This window comes from Bacillus safensis, assembly GCF_039619585.1.
GTDB classification, from domain to species: Bacteria; Bacillota; Bacilli; order Bacillales; family Bacillaceae; genus Bacillus; species Bacillus safensis.
In genome coordinates this window covers 1,017,616-1,034,945 of sequence record NZ_CP154909.1, presented here as the reverse complement: position 1 = coordinate 1,034,945, position 17,330 = coordinate 1,017,616, and the positions used below count along the sequence as shown (strand labels likewise).

General features: G+C 42.6%; 19 protein-coding genes. 9 read left to right on the top strand and 10 right to left on the bottom strand.

What is annotated here, in order from left to right:
- Positions 1 to 20: 20 nt before the first annotated feature.
- The 4 genes from AAYR28_RS05195 to asnB all read right to left on the bottom strand — a co-directional run bounded on the left by AAYR28_RS05195 (position 21) and on the right by asnB (position 5,831).
- Positions 21 to 860: a phytoene/squalene synthase family protein gene (locus tag AAYR28_RS05195; RefSeq protein WP_034282127.1), complete on the bottom strand. Its 840-nt coding sequence runs from the start codon at positions 858 to 860 to the stop codon at positions 21 to 23.
- Positions 853 to 2,328, bottom strand: a complete 1,476-nt coding sequence (locus AAYR28_RS05190; RefSeq protein ID WP_034282128.1) for a phytoene desaturase family protein — start codon at positions 2,326 to 2,328, stop codon at positions 853 to 855. The genes AAYR28_RS05195 and AAYR28_RS05190 overlap by 8 nt, the downstream gene beginning before the upstream one ends.
- Complete coding sequence (locus tag AAYR28_RS05185; protein WP_345808947.1) at positions 2,325 to 3,842, bottom strand: phytoene desaturase family protein; 1,518 nt, start codon at positions 3,840 to 3,842, stop codon at positions 2,325 to 2,327. Before AAYR28_RS05185 ends, AAYR28_RS05190 begins: the two co-directional genes overlap by 4 nt.
- Positions 3,843 to 3,989: 147 nt before the next feature.
- The gene (gene asnB, locus AAYR28_RS05180) at positions 3,990 to 5,831 is read right to left on the bottom strand and encodes an asparagine synthase (glutamine-hydrolyzing) (RefSeq protein ID WP_111927185.1); all 1,842 of its coding nucleotides are present in this window, start codon (positions 5,829 to 5,831) and stop codon (positions 3,990 to 3,992) included.
- Positions 5,832 to 5,985: 154 nt separating this feature from the next.
- Between asnB and AAYR28_RS05175 the strand changes: the two genes are divergently transcribed.
- Positions 5,986 to 6,513 (top strand): DUF2777 family protein, encoded by a 528-nt coding sequence (locus AAYR28_RS05175; RefSeq protein WP_041117073.1) that lies wholly within the window; start codon positions 5,986 to 5,988, stop codon positions 6,511 to 6,513.
- Between the two features lie 38 nt (positions 6,514 to 6,551).
- On the opposite strand, the gene AAYR28_RS05170 is transcribed toward AAYR28_RS05175, so the two are convergent.
- The 3 genes from AAYR28_RS05170 to cotG form a co-directional block, all read right to left on the bottom strand.
- Positions 6,552 to 6,920 (bottom strand): YisL family protein, encoded by a 369-nt coding sequence (locus tag AAYR28_RS05170; protein WP_034282135.1) that lies wholly within the window; start codon positions 6,918 to 6,920, stop codon positions 6,552 to 6,554.
- A 92-nt stretch (positions 6,921 to 7,012) separates the two neighbouring features.
- On the bottom strand, positions 7,013 to 7,918 hold the full coding sequence (locus tag AAYR28_RS05165) for a fumarylacetoacetate hydrolase family protein (protein WP_251232208.1): 906 nt from the start codon (positions 7,916 to 7,918) through the stop codon (positions 7,013 to 7,015).
- Positions 7,919 to 8,044: 126 nt separating this feature from the next.
- The gene (gene cotG, locus AAYR28_RS19035) at positions 8,045 to 8,710 is read right to left on the bottom strand and encodes a spore coat protein CotG (protein WP_080769818.1); all 666 of its coding nucleotides are present in this window, start codon (positions 8,708 to 8,710) and stop codon (positions 8,045 to 8,047) included.
- Positions 8,711 to 8,915: 205 nt separating this feature from the next.
- Between cotG and AAYR28_RS05160 the strand changes: the two genes are divergently transcribed.
- From AAYR28_RS05160 to AAYR28_RS05125, 8 genes are all read left to right on the top strand, one after another.
- Positions 8,916 to 10,010 (top strand): CotH kinase family protein, encoded by a 1,095-nt coding sequence (locus AAYR28_RS05160; RefSeq protein WP_041117067.1) that lies wholly within the window; start codon positions 8,916 to 8,918, stop codon positions 10,008 to 10,010.
- 122 nt (positions 10,011 to 10,132) lie between these two features.
- A complete protein-coding gene (locus tag AAYR28_RS05155; RefSeq protein WP_029707539.1) occupies positions 10,133 to 10,294 on the top strand; it encodes an aspartyl-phosphate phosphatase Spo0E family protein in 162 nt (53 codons plus the stop codon).
- A gap of 125 nt (positions 10,295 to 10,419) precedes the next feature.
- Entirely contained in the window at positions 10,420 to 10,641 is a 222-nt protein-coding gene (locus AAYR28_RS05150) for a spore germination protein (protein ID WP_345808946.1), read from the top strand.
- 14 nt (positions 10,642 to 10,655) lie between these two features.
- On the top strand, positions 10,656 to 10,889 hold the full coding sequence (locus tag AAYR28_RS05145) for a spore germination protein GerPB (protein ID WP_003210877.1): 234 nt from the start codon (positions 10,656 to 10,658) through the stop codon (positions 10,887 to 10,889).
- 30 nt (positions 10,890 to 10,919) lie between these two features.
- On the top strand, positions 10,920 to 11,534 hold the full coding sequence (locus AAYR28_RS05140; RefSeq protein ID WP_041117065.1) for a spore germination protein GerPC: 615 nt from the start codon (positions 10,920 to 10,922) through the stop codon (positions 11,532 to 11,534).
- The gene (locus AAYR28_RS05135) at positions 11,531 to 11,707 is read left to right on the top strand and encodes a germination protein GerPD (protein ID WP_003210893.1); all 177 of its coding nucleotides are present in this window, start codon (positions 11,531 to 11,533) and stop codon (positions 11,705 to 11,707) included. The genes AAYR28_RS05140 and AAYR28_RS05135 overlap by 4 nt, the downstream gene beginning before the upstream one ends.
- Positions 11,707 to 12,138, top strand: a complete 432-nt coding sequence (locus AAYR28_RS05130) for a spore germination protein GerPE (protein ID WP_061109643.1) — start codon at positions 11,707 to 11,709, stop codon at positions 12,136 to 12,138. The genes AAYR28_RS05135 and AAYR28_RS05130 overlap by 1 nt, the downstream gene beginning before the upstream one ends.
- A 22-nt stretch (positions 12,139 to 12,160) precedes the next feature.
- A complete protein-coding gene (locus tag AAYR28_RS05125; protein ID WP_003211468.1) occupies positions 12,161 to 12,379 on the top strand; it encodes a spore germination protein in 219 nt (72 codons plus the stop codon).
- 47 nt (positions 12,380 to 12,426) lie between these two features.
- Here AAYR28_RS05125 and AAYR28_RS05120 read toward each other — a convergent pair whose 3' ends face one another.
- Genes AAYR28_RS05120 through sbcD form a run of 3 tightly spaced genes read right to left on the bottom strand, consistent with a single transcriptional unit; the run spans position 12,427 to position 17,313 of the window.
- Positions 12,427 to 12,726, bottom strand: coding sequence for a hypothetical protein (locus AAYR28_RS05120; RefSeq protein ID WP_034282144.1), 300 nt, complete (start codon positions 12,724 to 12,726; stop codon positions 12,427 to 12,429).
- A gap of 19 nt (positions 12,727 to 12,745) precedes the next feature.
- Positions 12,746 to 16,141, bottom strand: a complete 3,396-nt coding sequence (locus AAYR28_RS05115) for an SMC family ATPase (RefSeq protein WP_345808945.1) — start codon at positions 16,139 to 16,141, stop codon at positions 12,746 to 12,748.
- Positions 16,138 to 17,313, bottom strand: a complete 1,176-nt coding sequence (sbcD, locus tag AAYR28_RS05110; protein ID WP_070325681.1) for an exonuclease subunit SbcD — start codon at positions 17,311 to 17,313, stop codon at positions 16,138 to 16,140. The genes AAYR28_RS05115 and sbcD overlap by 4 nt, the downstream gene beginning before the upstream one ends.
- Between the last annotated feature and the right edge of the window lie 17 nt (positions 17,314 to 17,330).

Genomic DNA, 17,330 nt, shown 5'->3' with positions numbered 1-17,330 from the left:
ACTGCGGGTGCAGTCCTTTTTTACGTAATATCTTCTAAAATAAGTGCTTTTTCCTGTTTTGAAATAAATGCTCGCTCTGTAAAGACGCGGTATTCGTTTTCTCTTGTTTTATCTAAAATGGCTTTATAAAAGTAGGCTGCTGCTTTCACCGGTATTCGTGAATAGAGCGGGAATTCATGAAGATGGTCAAAAAACTCCTCGTAGTATGCCTCTGCCTCAAAGGCAATGTACTCCCAGACGTGCTGGAAGGCTTGATTCACAATCCCTTCCTGCAATTCTTGCTCTGTGTACCCGAATTGATCCATCACTTGCTTTGGCAAATAAATGCGGTCTCTTTCAGCCTGATCTTCGCCGATATCTCGAAGGATGTTGGTTAGCTGCATAGCAATCCCTAACGAAATGGCTGCTTCTTTTAGCTGCTCTTTTTTACGCGGTGCAATAATGGGAAGGAGCATAAGCCCAACTGTACTAGCAACATGATAGGAATAGATGAGCAGTTCATCCAACGTTTCGTATCGCTGCTGCTCTAAATCCATCTCCTGTCCTTGGAGCAGGTCACGGAACGGGGCTTCATCCATCCGAAACTCTTGAAATGTATGCTCTAGCGCCACCCATATTGGATCATTCCGGTCTACCTCACCTTGTAAAAATCGATCAAACGTCTCCCGAAAGGATGCAAGGTCCTCTTTTGGCGAAGGGGATTCATCTACAATGTCATCTGCTCTACGGCAAAAGGAATATACGGCCCAGACGGCCTGTCTTTTCTTTTTAGGTAGCATGGAAAAGGCCCGGTAAAACGTTTTTGAATGGGTTTGAATGGTTTCCTCACACACTTTTAATGCTGTTTGTACATCAACCACTTAGCTTCACTTCCTTTCTATCATTCAAATCTTTTAGTAGTACAGAAGCCATAAGCTTCGCACTTTGCATCACGATCGGCACCCCGCCACCCGGATGGATGGAAGCACCTGCCGCATAAAGATTATCTGTCTCACTGACCTTCACTTGCGGGCGGAAGACACCTGATTGAAACAAATTAGGCGCAAGTCCAAAGCTGCCGCCTTCAAACAATCCTTCTCGCAAGGAATCATTTGGTGTTCTGACCTTTTTCCAGACAATCGACTCTCGCAATCTCGGAAAGCCTCTTTTCTCAAGGACATCCACCATCTTCTCGACAAACTCTGTCTCCTCTTCCCAGTTGATATGATCTCCTGAAGGAACGGGAACGAGCATGTATAGAACACTGCAGCCTTCTGGGGCAAGAGATGGATCAATGATCGATGGATTAAATGTATAAAACGACGGGTCTTGAGGAATCGTTTTCGTTTGAAAAACTTCTTTCATATGCTGATCAAAGTGTTCTCCCATAAAAAATTGATGAACAGGTGCTTCATGATACATCTTGTTTAACCCGAGATACACCATCACACAGCCAGAGGACGGCACGTATTTCCGGCGATCTTGTTCGTCTAAACCAAGCTGTTTTAACGCAGCTGGATAATCTCCATTGATCACAAATGCATCAGCGGTTTCATATTCATCATTTACTTTAGCTTTGACTGCCCGTTTCCCCTCAAACACCAATTGCGTGACTTCTTCATTTTTTCTTACATGCACACCCATTTTGATGAGCTGCCCTTCCAATATATCTACTAAACTCGCATAGCCGCCTTTTAAATAGTAGATTCCATGCGCGTGCTCACTATAGGACACAAGCGAATAAATAGCCGATGCTTCATACGGGTTTCCCCCAACATAGAGGGTTTGAAGTGCGTATGCATCTCGCAGGCGTTCGTCTGAGAAATATTTTTTCAGAGCACTTTGTACCGTTCGATACGCCTTTAATTTCATTAAAATCTTCATATTCGCTTTTGTAAAAAATGTACGTTTTTCGTGAAATGATTTTTCTAGAAAGGCTTGCTGCCCTTCTTGAAACCGGTCTGTCATTTCTTCCATAAACCTCAGGAACCCTTGATCTTCCTTTGGAAATACACGTCTGATTTCATCTAGCTGACGAAGTGCATCAGAGTATTTCGTATAGGAGGTTCCATCTTGATATTGAATTGTGTACAGCGGATCAAGCTGCAGCAGATCAAGAGATGAATCGTCAATTCCTACCTCATGTAAAATGCCTTTTAACATGTCAGGAAGTAGGACAATGGTCGGACCTTCATCTACTTTATATCCTTTCTCACGTACAAAAGCAAGTCTCCCGCCAAGCCGTTCATTTTTTTCGACAAGGGTGACATCATGTCCCGCTTTTTTTAAATAAAGCGCTGAGATCATTCCACCAATACCACCGCCTGCAATTAATATATGTTTTTTCATGAGGCGCTCCCCTTTTCTTGATGCGGCATTGTTTTGTGTGAATGTTTCTCTTTTTTAAGAATGGCATTTGTCGTGATACGTGCTGATTCTAAAATGGTTGGCAGTCCGCTTCCTGGATGTGTTCCTCCTCCAACGAGCCAGCAGTGATTTAATTCATCAAATTCATTGTGCGGCCTTAGGACCATCATCTGCGTCAGCTGGTGGCCGAGGTTAAATGTAGCTCCTTCATATACGTAAAGGTCTTCCTCCCATTGCTTCGGTGTGATCATCCGCTCGACTTCTATATGCTGTCTCACATTCTGAAAGCCTGTTTTCCGCTCCAATGTATCCAGCACAAGCTCTCTAAATTCATCTTGATGCGCCTCCCAATCAATACCGCTTTGGTTATTGGCAACTGGAGCCAGCACATAAAGAGCTGATTTTCCTTTTGGAGCAAGTGAGTCATCGGTTACACTTGCATTTTGAATATAAATAGACGGGTCATCTGGCAGCTCATATGTTTTCGTAATGCCTTTGACAAATCTAGCATAATCATCGGAAAAAACGATGGTATGATGCGGCTCATCATATATGGTATCCAGTCCTAAATAAAGCATAAAGGTAGAGCAAGAGAATTTTTTCTTTTTTAATTTCTTCTCGCTGTATTTCTTTAAGAGTCCTGGCTCGACAAGCTTTGTCATCACATGTGCAAAGTCTCCATTGACGACAACCTCATCTGCTTGTATTTCTTCCCCAGATTCTAAACGAATGCCTTTTACTTTCCTTCCCTCCGTGAGCAGCTTTTCGACGCCAGCTGACAGATGAATCTCTGCTCCAGCTTCAAGCGCGGCCTTTGCCATCGCTTCTGACAGCTGATTGACACCGCCCTTCGGATGAAATACACCTGTGTCATGTTCCATAAACGAAAGGATCGAGAACGCACCAGGGCATTCCCACGGGGACATTCCTAAGTACTTTGATTGAAATGTAAAAGCATATTTCACTGATTCATTCGAAAAATAGTCTGACAGCACATCATACAAACTTTTATTTAGTGAAAGCTGTGGAAGTGCTTTGATCACCTTCAGGCGAAGGTAATGATGAAAGCGGTCCATTTTACTTTGTAGAATTGGTGTCAAACGATCCATTTTGCGCTTTGTATCCTTCATAAATCTTAGATACCCTTCGCCCTCACCAGGTGCAAAGGCTTCTAATCGTTTGTACATTTCATCGCGATCCCGAATCATATCGAGCTGATTGTCTTGAAATATTAATCTATACATCTCTTTTAATTCAATCACATCAATATAGTCATAAAGATTTTTACCAGCAAAGGTGAACAGCTCCTCTGCAATATGAATCATGCTGAGAAAGGTAGGACCTGTATCAAACGTGAAATCACCAAGTTGAAACTTAGCGTTACGCCCGCCAACAAAGGGCTGTTTTTCGTATACATGAACATCATGTCCTTTGCTTTGAAGCATCATAGCTGCTGCAAGGCCCCCTGGTCCCGCTCCGATCACAATGATTTTCATTTTCCTTTTTCCTCCAAATTAATTCACTTTAAGTTAATTATACAAATTAGAAAGATTAGATCAACTTTTGATGTGCTCAAAAAGTCTCATGTTATGTATCAAAAAAGCCGGCTTCCTTTCAACAAGTGCAAGAAAGCCGACCCTTTATTACGCTTCTATATCAATTCGATACGTTTCAAACCAATGATGAATCTGTGCAAGATGGGCAATCAACTGCGGGCCCTTCATGAGCTGGCCATACCATGGCACATGAAAAGAAGCTCCTTCCGTTTCAATCAGCTGCTTTAATTGATGTGGGTCTAAAAATTCGTGAAGTACAGAGTCTTTTTGCGCGAGGCAGTCTGTTAGCATCTCTTTCACAGCCTGAGTATAGGCTGGATGATGTGTTTTCGGATAAGGACTCTTCTTTCGATAAAGCACTTCATTCGGTAAAATTCCCTCTAATGCTTTTCGTAAAACCCCTTTTTCACGATTTCCATGCATTTTCATTTCCCAAGGAATATTCCACACATATTCGACAAGACGATGATCTGCAAATGGCACACGTACCTCAAGACTAGCCCCCATACTCATTCGATCTTTTCGATCAAGCAGTGTTGTCATAAACCAGATCATATTTAAGTAAAAAAGTTCTCTACGGGCTTTATCAACGCCAGTTTCTCCATCTAAAAGAGGCGTTTCTGCCACCGTTTCTTCATATTTGCTTTGCACGTATTCCTTAAGTGACAGCTTTTTTTGCCACGAGTCTTGCAGGAGCTGAGTTCTCGCTTCAGTCGATCTCATCCACGGAAAACCATTCGTTTCATTTTCCATATGGAACCAAGGGTAGCCGCCAAAGATTTCATCAGCACATTCACCTGACAAGCCAACAACGAAGTCCTTTTTAATTTCTCGGCAAAACCAAAGCAAGGAAGAATCAATATCTGCCATACCCGGTAAGTCTCGAACCTCAACGGCTTCCTTCAAATAGGAAGCGAGCTCTTTTTGTCCAATGATACAGCTGTGATGATTCGTTTGAAACGCTTTTGTCATTTGATCAATCCATGGGCCGTCAGCATTCGGCTGGAATTGATTTGCCTCAAAGAATTGATCGTTTCCTTCGTAGTCAATGGAATACGTATGAAGCGGTGCTTCCCCTATTTTCTCAAAGTGCTTAGCGGCAATGGCAGTAATGGCACTAGAATCGACGCCCCCAGATAAAAATGTACATACAGGCACATCAGAGACGAGCTGTCTTGTCACGGCATCTGTAAAGAGATGCTTAATGTGCTGTGCGGTGTCATCAAGTGAGTCGGTATGCTCCTTGCTTTTGACATTCCAATATCTCCACACGCGCAGTCCGTCTTTTGAAAAGGTCAAGGCATGTGCAGGTCTCAGCTCTTTTATCCCTTTAAACACTCCTTGACCTGGTGTTCTTGACGGTCCTAAGCCAAAGATCTCCGACAGCCCTTCATAATCGACTTTTGCTTTGATATCAGGATGAGCAAGAAGTGCTTTGATCTCTGAACCAAATAAGAAGGAATGATGACGTTCTGTATAGAAAAATGGCTTGACGCCTAGCCGGTCTCTCCCTGCAAATAACAATTCACGCTCACTATCCCAGATCACAAATGCAAAAATGCCATTAAAATGGGAGACACACTCTTCCTTCCATTCTGTATAGGCATGAAGAAGAACTTCTGTATCAGAATGCCCAAGAAAGCGGTGCCCCCTTTTTAATAATTCTTTTCTTATATCCTCCGTGTTATAGAGCTCTCCATTGTATACAATCGTATAAGCATGGTTTTGATGTGTATATGTCATCGGCTGCTTTCCGCCTTCTACATCTACCACCGCTAACCTTTTATGCCCGAAAAGAACGTGCTCACTTTTCCACGTATTTGTATCATCTGGCCCTCTTTTAGATAACGTATCTGTCATTTGATTGATTACATGATCCTGTTGGATGAGCTGCTTTTTAAAGTCTGCCCAGCCTGTAATTCCACACATCATCATCAGCTCCCATCCGTTTTTCCTCAAGTGTTCTCATTCAGCCTTTCTTAGTTTATGCATCGTTTCCTTGATAGTTGATTTGTCCTTTTTTCCCGGCGTATAGGACAAGCTTGATTTGGTAAGAAAAGAAAGAAGAAAGGAGCTTTTGCAAATGGAAAATCGAATGAAGCAGCTTGAACGCTGCAGCCGAAGATGGTGTAACGGGTATTTGCTCATTGAAAACGGGCATTGTCTGATTGAAGATGAAGAAGGAGAGATCATGCTGCCAGAAAGTCTTCAAAGCACAATGATCTGTTTGAAGGAAAATGACCAATGGACAAAAGGGGAATTGCTCGGTTCTATGATTCTTCATGAAAACGGGCAACTAATAGAAGTACAGGGAGGAGAAAACATTCAATATACGGCGTCCCTTGCCAAAGGATGGCTTGATCTTCTCATGTTCGTACCGGAAAACGTTTTTGATCACATCCTTGAACAGGTAGAGCAGCTTGGTTTTTCCGTCTATGATTGTGTCTTCTCCTCCTTTTATTCAATGCAGCGCGTCTCTTTCTTTCAGTTTTCGACAGATACGCAATCACTTGCACTTCAATGTCACTATGAGCCTGCAGCCAGCCACATTCGTTTTGAATGGACCACTTCAGACGGACAACGGATCGTTTCACAATTTGATGCCACATAAAAAGGACACTGCTTCGTATAAGCAATGCCCTTTTTATATTAAAAGATATGGAAACCGATCGGCAGACGTAAACCGAGAAGAATGGTCACAATCGCAAATACGATAAACCCAATCAACACACCAGTCACCGATTTTCCTTTTTTCTTGCGCACTAGGACCATTTCCATGAAACCGATCACGAGGATACCGAGAATCATTTTTCCAATATACTCGCCCCCGAAACCTGGAATTTTCATTCCTGTGCGAACATACAATTCTACGCCTGTTGCGATAATGATCAAGTAGAATAAGCGAACGATCATGTGCACAATTTTAGCGCCTTTGTCGTTTTTACCTGCAAGAGCAAAGGCTACGAAGAATAAAATAATCCCCAGCACCCATGCTGTGATATGTAAATGTGTTCCCATTTGTGATTTCCCCCTTTATCAGAACAAGTACCTTCTCATCGTACCACGAAATAAGTCGAACACAAAGCGACAATCCTGTGTCATCACGCGCTTTATTTGACGTGATTTGTCAGCGTTCCAATCGGCTCAATTGTGATGTCAATTCGATCTCCAGAAGCTAAAAACTTAGGCGGTTCAAAGCCCTTCCCTACCCCAGAAGGTGTACCTGTTGCAATGATGTCACCCGCTTCTAATGTCATCCCTTTTGAAAGAGTGGAGACAATGTCTTCAATTGTGAAGATCATTAATTCCGTACTGGCAGACTGACGAACCTCTCCGTTTACCTTTGTTTCCACATGGAGCGCACCATGATCCTCGATCATTGACTTATGAACGATATAAGGTCCTATCGGGCAGGTTGTATCTAAGCTTTTGCCAATGAAAAATTGTTTATGTTTTTTCTGCAAATCTCTTGCCGTCACATCATTTAAAATGGTGTAACCGAATATATAATCTTGGACCTCTTCAGGAGCAATGTTTTTCCCTGATTTGCCCATCACAATGGCAAGCTCTCCTTCATAATCCAGTTCACTGGTCACACCTTCATGAAGAAGAATGTCCGCTCCGTGTCCAATGACAGAAGTAGGTGCCTTTGTAAAAATCATCACGTCTTTAGGAATATCCGCCGCACTTCCCATCTCCATGACATGGTCTTGATAATTCTTTCCGACACACATGATGTTTTTAGACGGCTTTGGAATCGGCGCATGGAGTTTCACGTCCGAAAGCGGATATACATAAGAACCGCGGTCTTCTTCTTTTTTCTCAGCCCAATCAAGAAGCTGTCCTACATGTTCAACAAACTTGTCCCCCATTTTGATACACTCAGATAAAGAGTTTGGCAGTGTCTCAAGCTCAAATAATTTGGCTTCTGCCTTTTTGACGTCCATCACCCATTCATCATCAATGACTACCCCAATAAACATGCTGCTATGTATCTCACCTGTAAAAAACTTCATGTCTTCCCCTCACAATCTTCATTTCGCTAAGTTATGATGTCTCATTTTATTTCTCTACGAAATAAAAAAAACCCTTTTTTATCATACTCTCTTTTAAAAAGGGTTTCAAAAATGATGATTGAATGCTTAGCGGAAACGGCGATACTCCCACATGTTCCCTTGATCCCATTTACGCTCAACATTTCCTCTATTTCTGGAACGATGCGACTTCTTTCCACATCTTCGGCAAGAGCGGCTGCGTTTATGGTGATGAGAACGTTTAGATCTATGGCTGCGGCGCGACTTTCGGCTCTTCTTATTGTGGGATCTGTGCTTGCTGCGATGTGACTTGCGGCAGCTCTTCTTATGATGAGATCTGCATTTGCTGCGGTGTGACTTGCGGCAGCTCTTCTTATGGTGCGATCTGCATTTGCTGCGGTGTGACTTGCGGCAGCTCTTCTTATGATGAGATCTGCATTTGCTGCGATGTGACTTTTTCGGTTCGCTCTTTTTGCTTCTGTAAGATTTTTTGCTTTTATATGACTTTTTACTCTTCATGCTTTTCTTCGAACGATAGCTTTTCTTAGAGCGATAACTTTTCTTTGAACGATAGCTTCTGTAGCTTTTTTTACTGCGGCGTGATTTACGGCGTCCACCACCGCCAAAGAACCAATGACCGCGACTTGAATGACGAGAACGAGCTGACTTATGCGAACGTCTCGATTCTGGTTCACGATCTAAGTGATGATCACGTCCCTCACTTCGAAGTGAAGCTACTGCATGTTCAATGTGTGAATGATCAAATGTACTCACGAACAATTCCCCTCCCAGTCTATCTTCGACAAAACAAACAGACAAAGCTGTTTATCTTCTCTGCTTTATGTTACGAGACTCGGTAGACAAGTGTTCGTGACGAATGCCTCTTTCCTTGAAAACTCCATGAATACCTACCAGCCGGTACAGGACATTCCTTCACTTTCATATCGTAAAGAAGAGCATATAGGAGGCTGATGAACATATGAACACAGAACCTTTAAAACAACTTGATATGTGGATTCATCCAAAGGACCTGATTGAATTAAAAAAAGACATTTGGAACGATGAACCTGTTGAAGCTATTCTAAAAACCGGCCAAACCAAATCACATATTTATGCTTCATACCGCGGATCGCACATTAGAAAGCTTAAGAAAAAGTCCTATCAAATTGAATACCGAAAGCCAAAACAAAGACAAGGCGAATCCATCTTTCATTTAAATGCAGAGTACAATGATCCGTCGTTTATCCGAAACAGGCTGTCCTTTTATTTCTTTGAGCAGATGGGGGTGCATAGCCCAGCCGCTTCTCATGTGTTTCTCACCATAAATGGAAGAAAAGAAGGGATTTATTTGAAAATAGAATCTGTCGATGAGTTCTTTCTTCAAAAACGGCAGCTTTCAGGAGGCGGCATTTATTATGCGGTTGATGATGACGCGAACTTCTCCCTTTTGAGTTCTTTTGATAAAAAACCAAAAAAGCACCTTCTTCTCGGATATGAGAAAAAAACGGGGACTTCTCAACATGATCAGCAGCTGAGCGAATTTATTTACTTTCTCAACACAGCGAAAGATGACACTTTTGCAGAAAAAATTGAACAATACCTAGATGTGACACAATATTTCCGCTGGCTCATCGGTGTGGTATGCACACAAAACTTTGATGGTTTTGTTCATAACTACGCTCTTTATGTAAATGAACAAGGGAGGTTTCAAGTACTTCCTTGGGATTATGATGCAACATGGGGTCGTGACATTCATGGAGAAGAAATGCCGTTTGATTATATCCCAGTAAACGGGTTTAATACATTAACTGCTAGATTACTAGATATCCCTTCGTTTAAAAGAGCCTATTACACACTTTTCCAGCATGTACTCGATACACATTTTGTAGAAGACCGGCTCTGCCCAATCATAGAGAAATGGCATGAATCGATTGAGGATCGAATTGGAGATGATCCATATACGAAAGGCCGAAAAGACATCTTGCAGTCTGAAAGAGACTTAATCCGGCAATATATCAACAAAAGACGACGTTATTTACAGACTGAGATCAAAAAAGAGATTTTTGGTACGTAAGAACACTTTCGAATTTTGTCACTTTATTACTCATATTGACGAAACAGCTTTTTTTATAGAAAAATAGGGTATACTAACCATATCCTTCTATTTGATAAAAAATGTGAGAGTTGGCGTCCGTTATGATCAATTATGAAATTGAACAAAAAAGATTACATTTAATTGAGACTGCAAAAAAATTCGGGATGAATGCCGAAGAAACGATCAGGTGCAGTCAAGAGCTTGACACACTCTTAAATAAAGGCATCAAATCCACCTCTAAAGATTGCTCAAAAAAAGGGTAAACCATACATCTAATTCCTCTCATCAAAAGCTTTCAAAAAGACAATCACACATTAAAAGACCCATCATAAGCTATGGTGAAACGCCCAAAACAAGTGCCCTAATTTTATAAAGGATGTGCACCGCTATGCCGGCTATTGTGGGAGCCTTAAAAGTAAATGCCGTCGGAACGAGCGGAGTCGTTCATGTTGGAGACTGCATCACTATTTCTCCAAATAGTCAGGTTAAAACGTTTGCTGGCGCAGGCAGTTTTAATACTGGTGATCAATTGCGAATTAGCAACTACAAAAGTGTGACAAATACGTACGACAGTGATGTCATTGATCAACCGCTTGTTGGTAACTTGTAAGGAGTGAGGATCCGTTGAACTTCTATATTAATCAAGCGATACAAATTAATTATTTACGTGTAGAGTCTGTAAGTAACTCCTCTGTTCTGCAAATTGGGAGTGCTGGATCCATCAAGGCCCTTTCCAACCTGTATAACACGGGAAGCTACGTAGAAGCAGCGCCTGCCGCAGCAGGTACACAAGGAATTGAAGAATCTCAAGGCGCAAGCACAGCACCTTTTGTACCGCTTCAGTCACCAACAACTTAAGTCATCTGCAATCCCCGGAGGTGTATGTAAATGTATGATTATCAGAGCAACGCTTCACAGGTATATGGCATCATTCAAAAACACTCGCAACAAATCATGATGCTTGAAAAAAGGCTTAACGAGCTTCAGCAGGAAATACAAATGATCAAAGATAAACCGACAACGAATATTGAACGGATTGATTATCAATTTGATCAACTGAAAATCGAACGGCTGGAAGGAACGCTGAATATCGGCCTCAATCCATCTGATCCAAACAGTGTTCAAAACTTTGAAGTGGGCCAAACAACAACCCCGGGAATTGGAATGATGCAGCAAGAAATGGCTGATCAATTTTTCAATCAAACACGGCAGCTTGTCGATGCATTTTTAAATGAAGAAGCCCCAGAACTTCTTGAAGAACTAGAACAGCGATATGAAGGGTCCCTCGATGAAAGCAACAAACACCATATCATTGAGGATATTCGCAAGCAAATTGACAGCAGGATCAAATACTATGCGGGACAGCTGCCACACCGGGAAGAAATGACACCGCTGCAGCGTTCAGAGCAAATTGCTGAATATGTGAAGCATGATGTAAAGCGGGCGATTGAGCACTTTTTAGCCCATATTCCAAGTGAAACGAAAGGAGAGGAAAACGGATGAATTTCACAGTTGTCAACCGCAACATCGAGACCGGAAGCATTAAAGTAGTCGGGGTTTCGTCCTCTTCCCTGTTTATCATCGGGGACACAGACCATGTACAATTATCCTCGATTTTCGATACACCGCCAGAATCACTGATTATTGGCCCGTTTGTTCCTCTGGCACCTCGATAATGATCAAGCGCACATCTAAAGTGAAGTTCTCAAAGGTGAATTCTGTCGGGATTTCGAGTGTGGTTCAAATTGGTGATACACAAGAGCTGTGCCCGGCAGTCAAGGTTTTAGCTGTTCAACGAACCATTAGTTTGTTTTATGGCTATGAAGCAGAAAATTTAGATGCGAAAGAATTTGAAGTGTATTATGAGCCCATTCCATTGATGCTGCCAGAACGATCAGTGAGAACGGCATTTTACCATGAAAAGCCTGTGATTAAAGTGTCTTCAATCCATGTAGAAGGGGTATCATCGTCCTCTGTCTATCAAATCGGCTCTACTTGTAGAATGAATGGCATTGCGCGAGTGAAGCATATTAGAGAGCTGTTTAGCAATGATGAAAGTCCGCAAAACTCACAAATGGACCTACCTGCGCATATGATGGTGATATGACTTCGAATAAAGGATGTCGATTATGCCAGCAATTGTCGGACCCATTTACATTAACTCTATTTCTGGAGGCGTCGTAAACGTCGGTGACTCATTCTACCTGTCGCCTAAAAGTTCGTCAAAATCTGCTTTAGGCTCTGGAGCGGGGAATACCGGAGATTTCTTGATATTAAATAATGGCATTAGCGCCACCAACTATGTGGATCCTGACTTAAATGATCAGAATATGGTAGGCAATGCATAAAGCAGCTCCTCTACACCCATTTCAAATAGAGGAGCGCTTTTTTATGCTTATTTTTTTCTGCGCTGTCTCGATTTTTTCGTTTTGACCAGCTTGCTTGCCGGCTGTTTCCGAATCCATTTGATGTACGAAGCAAGCTTTTCATCCTGCCTCAGCGCATCAATTGTATTCAAACGTGCGGCAAGCTCCTGGTTTGTAAAGAGGGCATGTACTTGTTTATGACAAGGAATGCATAGGAAGGCAGTCGGTAAAAAAGCCCCGCCTTCTTCTCTTGGGGTTAAGTGATGTTCTGTGAGCAGGACATCTTGTCTTCCGCACATCTCACATAATCCAATTGTTTGCTTTGCCACCGCGTCATCACCTCAATATTTACATTAATTCCATTGAGACTGTTGTCCCTTTCCCGCTTGGATCTGCCGGATGGACAATCAGTTTTTTCGGCAGCCGCATTTTCAATTCTTCCACATGGCTGATGACACCAACAGCTAAGTTTTGAGACTGTAATTTCTCTAATGCGGTAATCACCGTATCAAGCAAGTCTTGATCAAGGGTACCAAAGCCTTCATCAAGGAAAAAGAATTGCAGCGGGAACTCACCTCTCAGCTGAATCTGCGCTGAAAGAGCTAGCGCAAGCGCAAGCGACGTCAGGAAGGTTTCCCCGCCGGACAAGCTGGACACTGGACGTCTGACACCGCCATTCGCATCATCACGCATGACAAAGCCGCCTTCTGAATCAACCTCAATCGCATACCTTTGTCTTGTCAAAATACCAAGACGGGCAGATGCATCACGACTGACACTTTCCAGCTGTTCTTCTGCTAAGAACTCAACAAATGTATTTCCTTTAAACACGGTTTGCAGCTTATCGAGCCGATCAATTTCTTGCTGCAGCTCCGCCAAGCGTTCATGAATACTTGCAAATCGCTGGTGATTTTCTTCCATTACACGCAGATGTTCATATGCAGAGCCGCTCATCACTGTTGCTTCTTCCAATGCCTTTTCTGCCGCTTCTTTCCTCAGTTGAATGTCAGTCCATTGCTTTTCATCTAGTGACTCATCTTTCAGCAGTTCAGAAATTCGCTTTAAGTTTGCGGCACATTGCTTTCTTTTATCCTCAAATTCGTCAATTTCTTGTTTAACAGATTGACGTACTGATTGATTCATAAAAGCAGATTCAATCTCTTGAGGCTTATCAAAAGGAGAAGACTCCGATTCTTTAGCCCATGCGACACTTGCTTCTTGTTTTCTCCGGTCAGCCTCTTGAAGCTGACGCTCACAGCTTGAAAAATGACTTTGTGCTTCACTAAAGAGCTCCTGCGCGTGCTGAAATTGCTTGTACGATTGCTGTTCCATTTCATTGAGACGAGCAAGCGTGTGTTCAACTTCAATCAGTTCATCAGAAATAGAGACAGCTTTCAATGGATATCTCCCTAAATCTGTTTCATATTGATGAATGAGCTGATGCTGGCTTTCTAGCTGATGCGCGAGTTTATCAAGTTCCTTCTCTACATCGTATATGGCTGTTTGCAGCTGTTCTTTTGCCAGCTGTTTTTCTTCCAAAAATGAAATACTTTTCTCAATACGCTCTTTATAGCCTTCCGCTTGCTGGTCCTTTTCGTCGATCTGCTTTTGCATCTCTTGTACTTGGTGCAATGTTAAGTGCGGGAAGGCCTGTTCAAATTGAGACGTTTGCTCTGAAAGCTCAGATTGGAGCTCCTTGATCAGCCCGTCTAATTCTTCGATACGCTGCTGATCAAATGTCATTTGATCTATCGTCTTGCTTATCTCTGCTGCTTGATCATATGTTTCATCCATTAAACGAGCTCTTTTACGTTCAACTTCTTGAATATCTTGTTTCAAGCCTTTCCATTCTTGCATGAGATACTGCAAGGACTCCGGCTTTTGCACTGCTTCTACTGCTGCTGCAACTTCCGCACCTGGAGCTTTCTGAGATAAAAAGGCAAACTGCTTTACTAATTGATTGGCGTGCGTTTCCAATAACTGCTTGGCGGCATACATGTCTCTTGTATATTCCTCTGCCTGCTTGAGCTCTGTGTCCATCCGTTGAATCACTTCATCGATTTGTGCCACTGTTTCTTCATGGTCATTGTTTTCCAATGCCTTTGGGTCATGATGAATCGATCCACAAACAGGACATGGCTCACCATCTACGAGCTCTGCCGCTAATTCTTTTCTTAACTCTGCCGCCCTAACAGCATCACGCTGTTTTAATTTTTCGAGCTTCTGACTTTGTTCTCTTTTACTCCATTCTGTAAAAGCCCGTTCGAATTCACATACATAGAAATAAAGCTGTTCTATCGCTTGAAACGATTGGTCTATTTTTTCATGATGGTCTTTTTGCTGTTTTTGAAGCTTTTCATATGCTGCTGCGGTCTGTGTTGATCGCTTTTTGAGCTCCTCCATCTTTTGTTGTTCCTTGTGTATGCTTTGGTGTATTCTTTGAACATTTTCGCTTAAACGCAAAGCATCCTGTACACTTTTCCGTTCTTTTATAGAGACTTGTAATTGCTCCAGCTCACGCTTCAGCTGTGTTTGTTTTGCGAGTGCACGTTCTAACAAAGATTGGAGATTGTCTGCTTCTTCTTTTTTTTGTAATAATTGCTGCGCTGTATCGTTTTTTCGCTGTTCGATTGCCGTCTTTTCCTGAAGAGCCGCCTCTTTTTTCCGTTCAATTTCCTTTAGCTGAAGCAGCTGCTCTTTCTTTTGAAGAAGTTCTGGCTCAGTTTCTATTTTCTTTTGCCTTGCTTGCTCATAGTTCTGCGTCATTTGATCATAGATCGTTCGTTGATGCAGTAGCTGATTTTCTGCTTCCTGCTTCTCTTTTAATGCTTGAGAAAGCTGATTTTCAGCCTTTGTTAATGCATCCGCATAAGGCTTTAATGCCTCTGCCTGCTCAGCAATATGAAGCTTGGCCTTTTTTTCTTCCATTGATGGTGCCAGTTGATTCAGATGGTTTAGTTCCGTCTCATAGGCTTCTCGTTCCTTTTGATACTGCCAAATTGTTTGCGCCTTTGTAAAAGCAGTGAACGCTTCATCCCGTGCTTGTTTTTTCTCATGAAAAATAGCCTTTGCCTGCTCAGCCGCTTCCTTTGCCTTTGCGAGCGCCTCTGGGCCAGCTTCTCCTAAGCCATTCAGCTCAGCAAGCAGTTCATTTTTTTGTCCATACTGATTCTGCGCTTTTGCGCGCAAACGTTTAACGAGCTGATCCCCATATTTTTCCAGGTTAAACAAACGCTGTAGCATTTGTCGTCTATCGGCTCCTTTTAGGGAAAGGAATTCTGCAAACTTCCCTTGAGGCAGGACAACCGCTCGCGTAAAATCATCAATGGTTAACCCGAGTAATTCTTCTATTTTACGATTGACCTCACTCGCTTTATCTGCAAGAACTGTCTGTGTATCCCCAATTTCAATCAGACGGCATAGTGTCGTTCTGACTTTCATTTCATCTGCCCGCTTGAAAGCACGTTCGACTTTATAAGAAATGTGGTGTTCCTTTTGTAAAGCGAACGTAAAGGAAACTGACAGCTTCTCTTCCGCTTGGTTCAAAATACCATGTGTATTATTTAACGCACGTTCCACTTTGCCATAAAGTGCCAGGGTCATGGCGTCTAATATGGACGACTTTCCGCTTCCTGTCGGTCCAAAAATGCCAAACACACCTGCATCACATAATGAGCTAAAGTCAATTGTTTGTTCTTCTCTGAAGCTATGAAGTCCTTTAATGGTTAGCGTAATCGGCTTCAAGTCGCTTCCTCCTCTTGCATTTCATTGGCGAGCTCCAAAAACAGCTTGACTGTTTTTTCATCAGGAAGACCGCCGCCTGTCTGGCGCTCATAAAATTTCACGAACCGCTCCTCGATTGAGAGCTTTTCGGCTTGCTTTTGTTCTTCCATTTGCTGAAGTTCTTTAAATTTCGGTCTAATATGGACAAACCCGCTATGCTGCTTTCGGAGCTGATGGATCTCTTCTATGGAGAGCTGATCTGTTAAATGAATCTCTAAATCAATCCATGCCTGAAGATCCCGTTTTTCATCCAGCCACTCGTGCACTTGACTCAGTCCCTCAGTTGCCTTCCATTTCACAAGTGGTTTTCCGCTTGATAACAGCACTTCTTTCCAGCTTGCTTTTTCATTAGGTTTTGCCTCTACAATCGTGACTGATTTGGCATATCCTGATTCAGAAAAGCTGTAAGCAAGAGGTGACCCGGAATAGCGGGCAATCGTTTTGGCACGCTTGATGGTTTGCGGGCGGTGCAAATGACCAAGGGCCACATAGCAGGCTGCTTCTGGCAGGCTTTCTGCCGCAACGGTATATGCACCGCCTACTTCAATCGGTCTTTCTGAATCTGTTTGACTTCCTCCTGCCACATAAATATGGCTCGTTGCGATATTGACCGTATCGGCTTGAAATTGAGTGCTTAAATGTTGGAACGCTTGCTGTATTTTTAAATTGTAATGATCGCGAAGCAATTTCTCTTCAAATGTTTCAGCCAGCACCTCGTTTAGTCTCGCTTCAGACGGATAAGCGAGTGCTGCAATGGATAAACGTTCACTTGAAGAGGGAACATCGACGCGGATGATGTCATTTGTCGGATAACCAATTAAATGAATCCCCTGATCATTAGTTAAAGGAGATGCGGCAGATAGTCGATCCGGATTATCATGGTTGCCTGAGATGACCACGACCTGACGTTTTCCTTTATCAGATAAGGCGGATAGACTTTCATAAAAAAGCTGTTCTGCTCTAGCAGGCGGATTCACTGTATCAAAGGCGTCTCCAGCCATGACAATGACATCAATGTGTTCGTCTTTTACGATTTGATACAGCTCATCTAAAAACTGTGCTTGCTCATCAAGCCGGCTCCGGCCTTCAAGGGTTTTTCCTAAATGCCAATCTGCCGTATGCAGAATCCTCATGTGATTCACCTCTCATT

What these genes read in the sequence shown, in the direction of transcription:
- AAYR28_RS05190 (WP_034282128.1), bottom strand. Translation starts at nt 2,328, where the DNA reads ATGAAAAAACATATATTAATTGCAGGCGGTGGTATTGGTGGAATGATC.
- AAYR28_RS05185 (WP_345808947.1), bottom strand. Translation starts at nt 3,842, where the DNA reads ATGAAAATCATTGTGATCGGAGCGGGACCAGGGGGCCTTGCAGCAGCT.
- asnB (WP_111927185.1), bottom strand. Translation starts at nt 5,831, where the DNA reads ATGTGTGGAATTACAGGCTGGGCAGACTTTAAAAAGCAGCTCATCCAA.
- AAYR28_RS05175 (WP_041117073.1), top strand. Translation starts at nt 5,986, where the DNA reads ATGGAAAATCGAATGAAGCAGCTTGAACGCTGCAGCCGAAGATGGTGT.
- AAYR28_RS05170 (WP_034282135.1), bottom strand. Translation starts at nt 6,920, where the DNA reads ATGGGAACACATTTACATATCACAGCATGGGTGCTGGGGATTATTTTA.
- AAYR28_RS05165 (WP_251232208.1), bottom strand. Translation starts at nt 7,918, where the DNA reads ATGAAGTTTTTTACAGGTGAGATACATAGCAGCATGTTTATTGGGGTA.
- AAYR28_RS05160 (WP_041117067.1), top strand. Translation starts at nt 8,916, where the DNA reads ATGAACACAGAACCTTTAAAACAACTTGATATGTGGATTCATCCAAAG.
- AAYR28_RS05155 (WP_029707539.1), top strand. Translation starts at nt 10,133, where the DNA reads ATGATCAATTATGAAATTGAACAAAAAAGATTACATTTAATTGAGACT.
- AAYR28_RS05150 (WP_345808946.1), top strand. Translation starts at nt 10,420, where the DNA reads ATGCCGGCTATTGTGGGAGCCTTAAAAGTAAATGCCGTCGGAACGAGC.
- AAYR28_RS05140 (WP_041117065.1), top strand. Translation starts at nt 10,920, where the DNA reads ATGTATGATTATCAGAGCAACGCTTCACAGGTATATGGCATCATTCAA.
- AAYR28_RS05135 (WP_003210893.1), top strand. Translation starts at nt 11,531, where the DNA reads ATGAATTTCACAGTTGTCAACCGCAACATCGAGACCGGAAGCATTAAA.
- AAYR28_RS05130 (WP_061109643.1), top strand. Translation starts at nt 11,707, where the DNA reads ATGATCAAGCGCACATCTAAAGTGAAGTTCTCAAAGGTGAATTCTGTC.
- AAYR28_RS05125 (WP_003211468.1), top strand. Translation starts at nt 12,161, where the DNA reads ATGCCAGCAATTGTCGGACCCATTTACATTAACTCTATTTCTGGAGGC.
- sbcD (WP_070325681.1), bottom strand. Translation starts at nt 17,313, where the DNA reads ATGAGGATTCTGCATACGGCAGATTGGCATTTAGGAAAAACCCTTGAA.